Consider the following 12,434-nt stretch of genomic DNA (forward strand, 5'->3'; position numbering starts at 1 on the left):
ATACCGGAGTTCGATGACATGAACCGCCACCGTCTGGATCTCGTTTCTCTTTCGCTATTTGCGCTCGTTGTCCGCAGCGGCAGCATCAGCAAAGGCGCAGAGCAGGCGCATCTGGCCATCGGCGCGGCGAGCAAACGCATTGCGGACCTGGAATCTTCGATCGGTACGATTCTGTTCGAGCGCCATTCGCGCGGAATCACGCTTACCGCGGCCGGAGAGGCGCTCATGCGCCATGCCCAGCGCATCCTGGACGATGTGGATCTCATGGCTTCCGACCTCTCTGACTATGCGGCAGGCGTGGTCGGCGTCGTGCGCATGGGGGCCAATACGTCGGCGGTGACGCAGTTCCTGCCCTCGGATATCGCCGCCTTCACCGCCGCCAATCCGGAAATCCGCATCGAGCTCGAGGAGCAGAACAGCGAGCAGGTTGCCTTGGCCGTGGTGGACGGCCATGCCGATTTCGGCATCATGGCCGATCAGATGCCGACGTTCGGGCTGCAGACGACGCTTTATCGCCGCGATTCCCTGGCGCTGGTCATTCCGGTGGGGCACCCGCTTGCACAGCGCGAGTCAGTGTCGTTCGACGATGCGCTCGACTTCGATTTCGTCAGTCTGACGCACAATACTTCGCTCGCAAAACGGCTTCAGCTGGCGACAGCCTCGTGCGGCAAGACGCTCAAGCTTCGGATCCAGGTTCGCAGCTTTGACGCCATGTGCGTGATGGTTGCGGCCGGACTGGGCATCGCCGTGCTGCCCGAGGCCGCAGTGCGTCCGCACATCCGCTCGATGGGTCTGTGCAAGATCGATCTGGCGGAAGACTGGGCCGAGCGGGAACTGCTGATTTGCGCGCGGGATCTCGGCGCGCTGCCCAGGCCGGCGCGCCTGCTGGTCAATCATCTGACGCGAATCGCCTCCGACAGCACGTCGAAATGAAGCTGCGCCGTGCTGCGGCGCTCGAAAAAACCTCCCTGACAATCCGTGTTCTCCCGTATTCGCTTTCGCGTTTGGCGAAAGCTGGTTTTCCCATATTGTCATTCCCCTTCGCGTCCGGGCTTTCGACAATGGGTGTCATCATGAAATTCCGAGCCCGGCAGGCCGATCAGATCTGCGCTTGCGGGCATAGGCGCGGTGCAGCATCACCGTGGTTCTTCGATTGATAACAGGATTCGACATCATGAACACACCGTCTTCTCTTGCTGTACCGCCGGCGGCACTCAAGGGGGTGCGGGTCGTCGAGATGGGGCAGTTGATCGCCGGTCCGTTTGCCGGCAAGACGCTGGGAGAATTCGGCGCCGAGGTCATCAAGATCGAGGCGCCCGAAAGCGGCGATCCGCTGCGCAACTGGCGGCTCATGAAAGACGGCACTTCGGTCTGGTGGCAGGTGCAGTCGCGCAACAAGCGCTCGATCGCGCTGGATCTGCGCGATCCCGACGGGCAGGGCCTGGCGCGCAGGCTGATTGCCGAAGCCGACGTCCTCATCGAAAATTTCCGTCCTGGCACGCTCGAAGGCTGGGGCATGAGCTATGCGCAGCTGGCCGAGAAAAATCCCGGTTTGATCATGCTGCGCATTTCCGGCTATGGACAGACGGGGCCTTATCGCGACCTGCCGGGGTTCGGTGCGATCGGCGAAGCCATGGGCGGGTTGCGGCATCTGACGGGCGAGCCCGGGCGCGTGCCGGTGCGTTGCGGCGTTTCCATCGGCGACACGCTGGCGGCGCTGCATGGCGTCATCGGCGTGCTGACCGCGCTTTATCACCGCGACGCGAACGGCGGGCAAGGGCAAGTCATCGACGTCGCGCTGCACGAGGCGGTCTTCAATGTCATGGAGAGCCTCATTCCCGAGTACAGCGCGTTCGGCGCCGTGCGCGAAGCCGCCGGCAGCGCGCTACCGGGAATCGCCCCGTCCAACGCGTATCGATGCACGGACGGCTATGTCCTCATCGCGGGCAATGGCGACAGCATTTTCAAGCGCCTCATGGCCGTGATCGGACGCCAGGATCTGGCCGACGATCCGTCTCTGGCCAACAACGCGGGTCGGGTCGCCCGCGTCGCCGAACTGGACGGCGCCATCGAGAACTGGAGCGCGCAGCGCACGACGCAGGAGGTGCTGGCCGCATTGGCGCAGGCGCGTGTGCCGTCGGGCAAGATATACACCGCGAAAGACATTGCCGAAGATCCGCATTATCGGGCCCGCGACATGATCCTGCGGCAACAGACGCGCGATGGCTACGCGCTGGATGTGCCCGGCATCGTGCCGAAGCTGGCGGGCACCCCGGGTTCGATACGCTCGTCCGCCCCCAGGCTGGGCGAGGATACGAACGAGGTACTGCGCGAGGTCGGCCTGACCGACGCACAGATAGACCAGTTGCGCGAAAAGGGAGTGATCGCATGAGCGTCTGGAATGGCGAAACACGCAGGATTTACATGCAGGAAGTCGGCATGCGCGACGGCTTCCAGGCAGAGCGATCGTTCGTCGCGACGCACGAGAAAATCGCATTGATCGACGCGCTCTCGAAGACGGGCGTGGCCAAGATCGAAGTGACCGCATTCGTATCGCCGCAGGCGATTCCTGCCCTGCGCGATGCAGAAATCGTGTTGCGCGAAATCGAACGCGCACCCAACGTCGTCTACAGCGCGCTTGTCCCCAATGTGCGCGGCGCCGAGCGGGCGATCGACGCTTGCGCGGACGAACTCAATCTCGTGATATCCGCCAGCGAAAGCCACAATCTATCGAACCTGCGCATGACGCGGGCGCAGTCGTTCAACGGCCTCAGGCAGGTGGCGTCGATCGCGCACGGCGCGTGCCTGCCCGTGAACATATCGCTTTCCTGCGCGTTCGGCTGTCCGATCGAAGGAGACGTGCCGGAGTCTTGCGTCATGAGTTGGTGCCAGCGCTTCATCGATGAGGCGGGCGCCGCCGGCGTGACGCTTTGCGATACGACGGGCATGGCGCATCCCGGCCAGGTAGTCCGGTTGACTGAGGCATTCATTGCTCGCTGGCCCGATGTCGAACTCTCCCTGCATTTTCACAATACCCGCGGAATGGGGCTGGCCAACGTGCTGGCCGCGATCGACGCGGGCGCCGTCCGGTTCGACGCCTCGCTGGGCGGCATGGGCGGATGCCCCTACGCGCCCGGCGCGAGCGGCAATGTCTGCAGCGAAGAGATCGTCCACGCGCTGGATGCCATGGGTTACGACACGCATGTGGATCTGGCTGCGCTCATCGACGCCGCTCGTCGACTTCCGGCGCTGATCGGACACGACACGCCGAGCCAGATCGTCAAGGCCGGGCGGCGGCTGGACCTGCACCCGCCTCCGGCGGATTTCACGGCCATCCGGGAACGCGCATTACAGCGGGACATGCCTCACCTGCACAAAAATTGATTCGCTGCCGATTTGACAACGACGGCCGCTTCCCACGGATTCGATCAAGCAAAATCGGGCGGCGCCGTCATCCAGGAGACAAAACCATGCAAGACACCCACACTGCACAGCCGCTCAAGACGCGCTGGTATGACGGCCTGACCCCGGCGCACTGGAACGTGCTCCGAGGCGGATTTCTCGGCTGGATCTTCGACGGCTTTGAAGCGCTCGCGCTTGTCGTCGTCATAGCGCCGATGCTCAAGTCGCTGCTCGCACCGGCTCAACTGCCTTCGCTGCCTGTCTACGCCGGGCTTGTCATCGGCATTACGCTGCTGGGCTGGGGAGTCGGCGGGCTGGTCGGCGGCATCCTGGCCGACTATATCGGCCGCAAGCGGATGATGCTGTGGTCGGTTTTCCTCTATGCGCTCTTTTCCGGGTTCACCGCCTTTTCCAATACCTTCGCAGTGCTGTGCGCGCTTCGCTTTCTCACCGGGCTTGCCATGGGCAGCGAGTGGAGCACGGGGGTCGCCCTGATCTCGGAAACCTGGCCCGAGCGCGCCCGCACCAAGGGCGCAGGGTTTCTGCAGTCCGGCTTTGGCTGGGGCACGCTGCTGGCCGCCGTCGTCTGGTACATACTGTCGTCGACGCATCCGCTCGGAGCGCAAACCTGGCGGCTCATGTTCATCGTCGGCGCGTTGCCGGCCTTTTTTGTCCTGTACCTGCGCAAAGGGTTGAGCGAATCCGAGAAGTGGCGCCAGGCCGTCAAGGAAAAACGCTGGAATGCGACGCCAGACCCACATTCGGCCTCGCTCGTTTCCGCAGGCGACAAACGGCCGTTCACGCTCAAGCAATTGTTTGCCGAACCCGAGGCGCTGCGTCGCACGCTGCTGACAGTGCTGCTCTCCATCATCACGACGACCGGATGGTGGGCGATCTCGAGCTGGCTTCCCACTTTCACCGTGTCGCTGGCCAAGGCGTCAGGCGCGGCAGACGCCGTCGCCTGGGGCTCCCGAATCGCGATCATCTACACCGTCGGCGCAATCCTGGCGTATCTGCTGTCGGGTTTCATCGTCGATGCCATCGGCCGGCGCGCATTCCTCAGCCTGACTTTCGCGGGCTCGCTCATCACGACGGTCATTACCTACAGGCTGACGCACACACTTGGCGGCATGGTCGTGATCGCGCCGATCAACGGCTTCTTCACTCTGGGGTGTGCCTATGCCTGGATGGCGATTTATCCCTCCGAGCTTTTCACGTCGAGCCTGCGCTCGACTGCGATCAGTTTCGTGTTCAATGCGGCGCGCTTGATTGCCTGGGTATTCCCGATCCTCTCCGGTTCGATGATCAAGACCTTCGGCGGCGTATCGCAGGCCGCGCTCATCATGAGCTCCTGCTATGTGCTCGGCATTTTCATTCCGTGGTTTTTGCCTGAAACCCAAGGCAAGGGCATGCCGGATTAAGCGCTGCTCGGGTGCATGGCGCCTTATGAATCGGGTGCCATGTCGGACTTGAATCCCGCGGTCACGGCGCATCGATGCAGCGCTGCAGCGCCGCATCCAGGTCCGTCGGCGTCACGAGACCGTCGGCATCCGGCAGACGGATGCGGAAGATCTCTTCAAGAACCTGGCGCAGCTGCGCGACGCGGGTCAGGTCGCGATGCGAAAAAGACCCCGACGCATAGTGCCCCAGCCTCCCATTGAACAAGGTGTGGCGTTCACCCGCGGCGAGGCGCGCAGCCAGCAGGTTGCTGACGAACGGCGACTCGGGGTGTTTGTTCACGTAGAAATTCGACACTGCATAGTCCACGTCGAATTGCCGCACCAGGTCGAAGCGGTATACGTCGCGCCATACCTCGCCCAGCCGGACTCGAAGCAGCCAACCGCCGTCTTCGAGCGCATGTAGCTGGAATGCTTCGTGCGGCGTGTCCTGCGTCGTGCCGGCCTCGAATCGCAATGGGGTCGGCAGCGTGACCCCGCCGAAGCCGACGTCGGCAATCCAGCGTTCGCCTTGCGCTTCGACGAGCAGCAGCATGTGGGTGCGCGGCGGCACGGCGGCGGGCGATGGGCCCCACAATACGCGCGCGGCGAGCGGCATGACGCAAAAGCCCAGGGCTTCGAGCGCAGCCTGAAACAGACGATTGTGCTCGAAGCAGTAGCCGCCGCGTCCGGCGCGAACGAGCTTGGCCTCGATATCCGCCAGTTCCAGACTGACCGACTGCCCGAGCAGCGGCGAGAGGTTTTCGAAGGCGATTGCCTGGGGATGCAGCGCATGCAGCTCGCGCAGCGTAGCGAGCGTCGGCGTGCGCGGACCCGTGTAGGAAATTCGGGTGAAATAAGCGTCGAGGTTGAGCACTGTGCCTCCAGGCCGGGTTTCGGTCAGTCTAGTCGACGTTGAACTGCTGGGCTGTCAATTGCCGCAATTGGTCCAGCAGCTTGGCTGCCGGACTCGGCAAGATGCCGTGCCGTCTTCGGAAGGCCGTGAGCGTGCGCCGTCCGGCCACGCCCGGCATGTGCAGCGTATCGAATTCGCCGGCGCGGCTTTCAGTCACGTACATCGTCGATGCCATCCAGCTCAGAAAGCCCGAGCGCGCGACCAGGCTCTTCAAGGTCGTGATCGAACGCGTCTCGACGGCAATGTCCGGCAGTCCCAGTCCGTGATCGGCGAACACGTTCTGCATATGCTTGAACGGTTCGGTGCCGCGCGGCGGAATCGCCCAGCGCTGCGTCAGCGTATCGGCCAGCGTGAGCGTGGGCTTGCGCCGCAGCGGATGATCCAGGGCGGCGACGACATAACTGGAGTCTTCCCAGCGGCAGTCGGTAATGGCGGCGATTTCTTCGGTATCCGGCATGGCCATGCTGAGCGCCAGATCGATTTCGCGCTTGACCAGCGCGGTGGCGAGCCGATCCCATACGCCTTCGATGATTTCCACGCGCAGATTCGGCCACTTGTCCAGGACGCGCCCCACAGCGAGGGGCAGCACGAGGCTTGCGATGCTGCCCACCGCGCCCACGCGTATCGTGCCGCGCGCCAGTCCGCGCATGGCGTCGATTTCTTCGCGCGCCTGTTCGGCTTCGCGCTGCAGCAGGATGGCATGGGGCAGCAGGGCTTGGCCGATGGCGCTCAGGTGCATGCCGCGCGAATGGCGCTCGAACAACGCAGCGCCGATCTGTTCCTCGAGGCGGCGTATGGACCGGCTCAGCGCCGGCTGGGTGATGTGCAGCGCCTGGGCGGCCCGGCCAAGGCTGCCGCATTCGGCGATGGTCGCGAAGGCTTGCAGTTGCTGGAGGTTGTAAGTCATGCACAAAGGTAATGACTTTTTCCTGATTATGCAATTTCCAGTTATCCAGGTGATCGAGATAATCACTGCACGATTTTCGGATTCACCCCTTAAATAAATACCCAGGAGACTACGCATGACGGGCTGCGCGCCGAAGCTGAGTGCCGGACAGGCTCAGGACAATCCAGACCGGCAATGGACGGTGCGCGATGCGGTCGTGGACTTCGCGCGCCGCGTCGGCATGACGTCGATTTTTGCCAACCCGGGTTCGACCGAGCTGCCGATGTTTCGCGATTTTCCTGCGGATTTCCGCTATGTGCTCGGCCTGCAGGAGGCGGTCGTGGTCGGCATGGCCGACGGTTACGCCCAGTCGATCGGCAACGCGGCGCTCATCAACCTGCATTCGGCGGCGGGCGTGGGCAATGCAATGGGCAATATCTTCACGGCGTTTCGCAACCGCACACCGCTGGTCGTTACCGCAGGCCAGCAAGCCCGTTCGATCCTGCCCTTCGATCCTTTCCTGGCCGCCACTCAGGCGACCGAGCTGCCCAAGCCCTATGTGAAATGGAGCATCGAACCCGCCCGCGCGCAGGACGTGCCGCTGGCGATCGCGCGCGCCTATGCGATCGCCATGCAGGAGCCGCGCGGACCGGTATTTGTGTCCATTCCCGCCGACGACTGGGATCAGCCGAGCGACCGCGTGCCCGAGCGCGAGGTTGCGCACGTCATGCGTCCGGATCCCATGATGCTCGATCGAATCGGCGCCCTGCTCGATGCGAGCGAGCGGCCTGCTTTCGTGGTGGGCGGCGGGGTCGATCGCGCCGGCGCGGCGCACGAGATCGTGGAACTGGCCGAGCGCCACAGCGCTCGCGTTTATGTGGCCCCGATGACGGGGCGCTGCAGCTTTCCTGAACGGCATAGATTGTTCGCGGGCTTTCTGCCGGCGAGGCGCGCGCGCATCGTCGAGCTGCTCGCCGGACACGATGCGATCTTCGTGGCCGGCGCCCCCGCGTTCACGTATCACGTCGAGGGAAACGGTCCTCATATTCCCGTCGACGCAAAGCTGTGCCAGCTGGTCGACGATCCCAACGTCGCGTCGTGGACGCCGCAAGGCATTGTCGCAGTCGGCAATGTACGGCTGGGGGTGCAGGACCTGCTCGCGCGCCCGGCGCCCCCGATGCGCGAGCTGCCCGCGCCGCGTGCGATGCCGCCGCGTGCGATGCCGCCCGCGCACGGCGAGCGCATGTCGGTCGCGTTCGCGCTGCAGACGCTTGCCGACGTGCGCGATCCGGACGGCATGGTCGTCGAGGAGGCGCCGGGCTCGCGGGCCGAGATGCAGCGTTATCTGCCCATCGCGCGCGCCGGCGCCTTTTTGACGATGGACAGCGGCGGCCTGGGATACGGCATGCCGGCGGCGGTCGGCGTCGCGCTGGCGCAGCCGGGCCGGCGCGTGATCGGACTCATCGGCGACGGTTCGAGCATGTATTCGATCCAGGCGGTCTGGAGCGCGGCGCAGATGAAATTGCCCATTACCTTTGTCATTTTGAACAACACGCGCTATGCCGCGTTGCAGGATTTTGCGCCGGTGTTCGGTTTTGCGCCGGGCGAGACGGTACAGGGCACGGACTTGCCGGGACTTGATTTCGTGACAATTGCCGCGGGCATGGGTTGCCCCGGCGAGCGCGTGAGCGACGCTTCCCGGCTGGCCGACGTGCTGCGTCGCGGATTGTCGCGCGGCATCGACGGCGGCCCGGTGCTGATCGAAATTGTCGTTGCCTGACTGTCGGGCGAGCGCCTCATTCATAAATTTCCATAACGGAGACACACCATGAAAATCGTATCGATGCTGATCGGCGGCAAAGCGATGCAGGCCCGCAATGGCGCGACTTTCGAGCGCTGCAACCCGCTGGATGGTCAGCCTGCGACGCGCGCGCCGGCGGCCACGGAGGAAGACGCCGCCGCCGCCGTCGATGCGGCGGCGGCGGCGTTTCCCGCGTGGGCGGCCATGGGGCCGAGCGAGCGTCGCGCCTTGCTGACCAAGGCCGCGCATGCGCTCGAGGCCAAGGCCGATGCCTTTGCCGCCGCAATGGCCGCCGAGACGGGCGCGTCGGGCATCTGGGCCGGCTTCAACGTGCATCTGGCGGCGGCCGGCCTGATCGAGGCGGCCGCGCTCACCACGCAACTATCCGGCGAAGTGATTCCGTCCGACGTGCCGGGCAGCCTGGCGATGGGCGTGCGCCAGCCCGCAGGCGTCGTGCTGGGCATTGCGCCGTGGAACGCTCCCATTATTCTCGCGGTTCGCGCCATCGCGCTGCCGCTCGCATGCGGCAACACCGTCGTGCTCAAGGGCTCGGAAATCTGCCCGGCCACGCACGGCCTCATCGTCCAGGTGATGCAGGAAGCGGGCCTGCCGCCCGGTGTCGTGAATTTCGTCACGAACGCGCCGGCCGACGCCGGGCGCGTCGTCGAGGCGATGATCGGGCATCCGGGGGTGCGCCGCGTGAACTTCACGGGCTCGACGCGCGTAGGCCGCATCATTGCCCAGAGCTGCGCGCGTCATCTGAAGCCGGTCGTGCTCGAACTCGGCGGCAAGGCGCCGCTCGTCGTGCTCGATGACGCCGACATCGCCGCAGCGGTGGATGGTGCCGTATTCGGGGCCTTCGCCAATTCCGGACAGATATGCATGTCGACCGAGCGCATCATCGTCGATGAAAGCATCGCCGACGCGTTTGTCGCCGGGCTCGCGGAGCGGGCCGGCGCCTTGCCGCTGGGCGATCCGCGCCATGGGCCGGTCGTGCTGGGTTCGGTCGTCGACATGAGCACCGTCGAGCGCTGCAACGCGATGATCGACGACGCGCTTGCCAAGGGGGCCAAGCTGGTGTGCGGCGGCAAGAGCAAGACGACGCTCATGCCCGCGACGCTGCTGGACTTCGTGACGCCGGACATGCGCATTTACCACGACGAATCGTTCGGTCCGGTCAAGCCCATCGTGCGCGTGCGCGGCGAGGAGGCCGCGATCGCCTGCGCCAACGACAACGAATACGGCCTGTCGGCAGCCGTTTTCAGCCGCGATGCGGCGCGCGCGTTCAATGTGGCCAAGCGCATCGAATCGGGCATCTGCCACGTCAACGGCCCCACCGTGCACGATGAGGCGCAGATGCCGTTCGGCGGCGTGAAGGCCAGCGGATTCGGCCGTTTCGGCGGCAAGGCCGGCATCGCCGAATTCACCGATCTGCGCTGGATCACGCTACAGACGACACCGCGCCATTATCCCTTCTGAGTCGGAGAGACACGATGACGGATGTTTTGGATATTGCGATTCTCGGCGCGGGCGCGATGGGTTCGCTGTTCGGCGGCCTGCTCGCCGAGGCGGGCCATCGCGTCACGCTCGTCGATATCGACGAGGCGCACCTGAATGCGATACGCGCAGAAGGACTGCGGCTGAGCACGGACTCGGGCTCGCGCATCGTCGGCAATCTGCGCGCCTGCCGCCCCGAGCAGGCGGGGCCGGCGCCGGAACTGCTGATTATTTTCACCAAGACCATGCATACCGAAGCGGCGCTCGCATCGGGACGCCATCTGCTGGGGCCGGATACCGCGGTGCTGTCCCTGCAGAACGGACTGGGCAACGTCGAACGCATCGGGCGGCACGTCCCGCACGAACGCATCATGGTCGGCATGACGACCTGGCCCGCGGACAAGTCCGCGCCCGGCCAGGTAAGTTCGCACGGCGCCGGCGTCATTCACATGATGAGCGCGGACGGCAAACCTCATGGGCACTTGCGGCGTGCGCTGGAGGCCTTGAACTCGGCCGGCCTGAACAGCATTGCCGACCCCGACGTGTGGCCGGCGATATGGGAGAAGGTTGCGTTCAATGCCGCCATGAACAGTCTATGCGCGCTTACGCGATGTGCGGTGGGCGAGTTGGCGAACGTGCCGGACGGCGAGGCGCTGGCGTTGAAGGTCGTGGCCGAGGCCGCGGCAGTCGCCGGGGCGGAAGGCAACGCCTTCGACGAAGCGCGCGTCGCGGGCGCCGTGCGTTTCGCGCTGGTCCATCACCAGGCTCACAAACCCTCGATGCTGCAGGATGTGCTGGCCGGCCGCAAGACAGAAATCGAGGCGATCAACGGCGCGATCGCCGCCGCTGCGCGAAAGACGGGAACGGCTGCACCGACGATCGAGTGTCTGCTGCAACTGGTGCGGTTGGTCGATGCGCGCGGCCCAAGTTGAGGCTACGGCCGAAAAATCAATAGACGATAAACGCGCAGATAGCGCATACAACGGAGACAAGCAGATGAGTAACGTTTATTCCGCTTCGGCGGCGGCTTCGCCTGGGCGCAGCCTGGCGGTCGATATCGGCAATACGCTGGACGAGGGCGGCTACGCACTGTTTCAGAAGCTGGTGGTGATATTGGCGGCGCTGTCCATCATCGCCGACGGTTTCGACGGTCAGATGATCGGTTTTGCGATTCCGGTGCTGATCAAAGAGTGGGGCATTTCGCGCAACGCGTTCGCGCCCGTGGTCGTGTCGGGTCTGGTAGGCATGGGTATAGGCAGTGCGTTCGCCGGTCTGTACGCCGACCGCTTCGGCCGCCGCTGGGCCGTGATCAGCAGCCTGCTGGTGTTCGGCGTGATGACCTGCGCGATCGGATTCGCGCCCAACGTCCAGGCCATTGCGATACTGCGCTTTTTTGCCGGCCTGGGCATCGGCGGCGCGCTGCCGTCTTCGACCACGATGACCGCAGAGTTCACGCCCGCGCGCTACCGCACCTTCGCGGTGACGGCGACGATTCTGTGCGTTCCCATGGGAGGCATGATCGCCGGTCTGTTTGCCGGCCATGTATTGCCGGTCTATGGCTGGCGCATGCTGTTCATCCTGAGCGGCATCCTGCCGCTTGCGCTCGCTTTCATTCTGATCGTCGTGCTGCCGGAATCGCCGCGCTTTCTGGCGCGACGGCCGCAACGCTGGCCCTCTCTGGTCAAGTTGCTGCAGCGCATGGAGCGCAGTGTTCCGGCCGACTCGAGCTTCACCGACGCGCTCGAGCAAAACGCGGAGAGGCATATCGGGTTCACGGGGCTGTTTCGCGATGGACGGGCCCTCGATACCGTCGCGATCTGGTGTGCTTTTTTCATGTGCCTGATGGCAGTCTATGCCGCGTTCAGCTGGCTGCCGTCGATGCTGACCGGAGCCGGCCTGAGCGTCTCGATGGCGGGCTATGGCCTGAGCATGTACAACTTCGGCGGCGTGATCGGTGCAGTCTTGTGCGCGCTTGCGATCGGACGCTACGGTTCGCGTTGGCCCTTGCTGTTGTGCTGCCTGGGCGGCGTCGCCAGCGCGTGGATGCTGATCGGCACCAGCGCGACGCAGCATACGACCTTCATGCTCATCGGCCTGGGACTGCACGGTCTGTTCGTCAACGCGGTTCAATCGACGATGTATGCGCTGTGCGCCTATGTCTATCCGACCGGCATGCGCGCCACGGGCACCGCATCGGCGCTCGCCTTCGGGCGCATCGGCGCGATTCTGAGCGGATTCGCAGGCGCCGCGGTGATCACCGCCGGCGGCCCGTCGGGTTATCTGCTGATGCTGGGCGCCGCGATGATCGTCGTGCTGATTGCGCTGACGGTGGTGCGCCGACATATACCGGCCCGTATCGAACATTGATTGCCGAAGGGGGCATGGCGGCGACAAAGCAAAAGGCCAACCCCGAGAGGTTGGCCTAAGTGCTTGAATCGACTGGTGCCGGCAATAGGAGTCGAACCTACGACCTTCGCATTACGAATGCGTAAAAAT

The 12,434-nt window shown here is 64.6% G+C and carries 10 protein-coding genes; 8 read left to right on the plus strand and 2 right to left on the minus strand.

Features of this window, described 5'->3' with window-relative positions; genetic code table 11:
• The first annotated feature begins 18 nt into the window (after window positions 1-18).
• The 4 genes from ACTHJ1_RS16645 to ACTHJ1_RS16660 all read left to right on the plus strand — a co-directional run bounded on the left by ACTHJ1_RS16645 (window position 19) and on the right by ACTHJ1_RS16660 (window position 4,823).
• Window positions 19-933, plus strand: coding sequence for a LysR substrate-binding domain-containing protein (locus ACTHJ1_RS16645; RefSeq protein WP_440194632.1), 915 nt, complete (start codon window positions 19-21; stop codon window positions 931-933).
• A 241-nt stretch (window positions 934-1,174) separates the two neighbouring features.
• Window positions 1,175-2,392 (plus strand): CaiB/BaiF CoA transferase family protein, encoded by a 1,218-nt coding sequence (locus ACTHJ1_RS16650; RefSeq protein WP_440194635.1) that lies wholly within the window; start codon window positions 1,175-1,177, stop codon window positions 2,390-2,392.
• The gene (locus tag ACTHJ1_RS16655) at window positions 2,389-3,384 is read left to right on the plus strand and encodes a hydroxymethylglutaryl-CoA lyase (protein ID WP_440194637.1); all 996 of its coding nucleotides are present in this window, start codon (window positions 2,389-2,391) and stop codon (window positions 3,382-3,384) included. The genes ACTHJ1_RS16650 and ACTHJ1_RS16655 overlap by 4 nt, the downstream gene beginning before the upstream one ends.
• An 86-nt stretch (window positions 3,385-3,470) precedes the next feature.
• Window positions 3,471-4,823, plus strand: a complete 1,353-nt coding sequence (locus ACTHJ1_RS16660; RefSeq protein WP_440194640.1) for an MFS transporter — start codon at window positions 3,471-3,473, stop codon at window positions 4,821-4,823.
• Window positions 4,824-4,884: 61 nt separating this feature from the next.
• Here ACTHJ1_RS16660 and ACTHJ1_RS16665 read toward each other — a convergent pair whose 3' ends face one another.
• Both ACTHJ1_RS16665 and ACTHJ1_RS16670 read right to left on the minus strand, forming a co-directional pair.
• Window positions 4,885-5,715, minus strand: coding sequence for an arylamine N-acetyltransferase family protein (locus ACTHJ1_RS16665; protein ID WP_440194643.1), 831 nt, complete (start codon window positions 5,713-5,715; stop codon window positions 4,885-4,887).
• A 28-nt stretch (window positions 5,716-5,743) separates the two neighbouring features.
• A complete protein-coding gene (locus ACTHJ1_RS16670; RefSeq protein ID WP_440194646.1) occupies window positions 5,744-6,661 on the minus strand; it encodes a LysR family transcriptional regulator in 918 nt (305 codons plus the stop codon).
• Between the two features lie 115 nt (window positions 6,662-6,776).
• Here ACTHJ1_RS16670 and mdlC point away from each other — a divergent pair, with 115 nt between their 5' ends.
• The 4 genes from mdlC to ACTHJ1_RS16690 all read left to right on the plus strand — a co-directional run bounded on the left by mdlC (window position 6,777) and on the right by ACTHJ1_RS16690 (window position 12,305).
• Window positions 6,777-8,420: a benzoylformate decarboxylase gene (gene mdlC, locus ACTHJ1_RS16675; protein ID WP_440194649.1), complete on the plus strand. Its 1,644-nt coding sequence runs from the start codon at window positions 6,777-6,779 to the stop codon at window positions 8,418-8,420.
• A 48-nt stretch (window positions 8,421-8,468) separates the two neighbouring features.
• The gene (locus tag ACTHJ1_RS16680; protein WP_440194652.1) at window positions 8,469-9,920 is read left to right on the plus strand and encodes an aldehyde dehydrogenase; all 1,452 of its coding nucleotides are present in this window, start codon (window positions 8,469-8,471) and stop codon (window positions 9,918-9,920) included.
• A gap of 14 nt (window positions 9,921-9,934) precedes the next feature.
• Window positions 9,935-10,870, plus strand: a complete 936-nt coding sequence (locus ACTHJ1_RS16685) for a ketopantoate reductase family protein (RefSeq protein ID WP_440194655.1) — start codon at window positions 9,935-9,937, stop codon at window positions 10,868-10,870.
• 64 nt (window positions 10,871-10,934) lie between these two features.
• The gene (locus tag ACTHJ1_RS16690; protein WP_440194658.1) at window positions 10,935-12,305 is read left to right on the plus strand and encodes an MFS transporter; all 1,371 of its coding nucleotides are present in this window, start codon (window positions 10,935-10,937) and stop codon (window positions 12,303-12,305) included.
• Window positions 12,306-12,434: the final 129 nt, after the last annotated feature.

It is taken from the genome of Bordetella sp., assembly GCF_051960075.1.
Taxonomy (GTDB): Bacteria; Pseudomonadota; Gammaproteobacteria; order Burkholderiales; family Burkholderiaceae_B; genus Bordetella.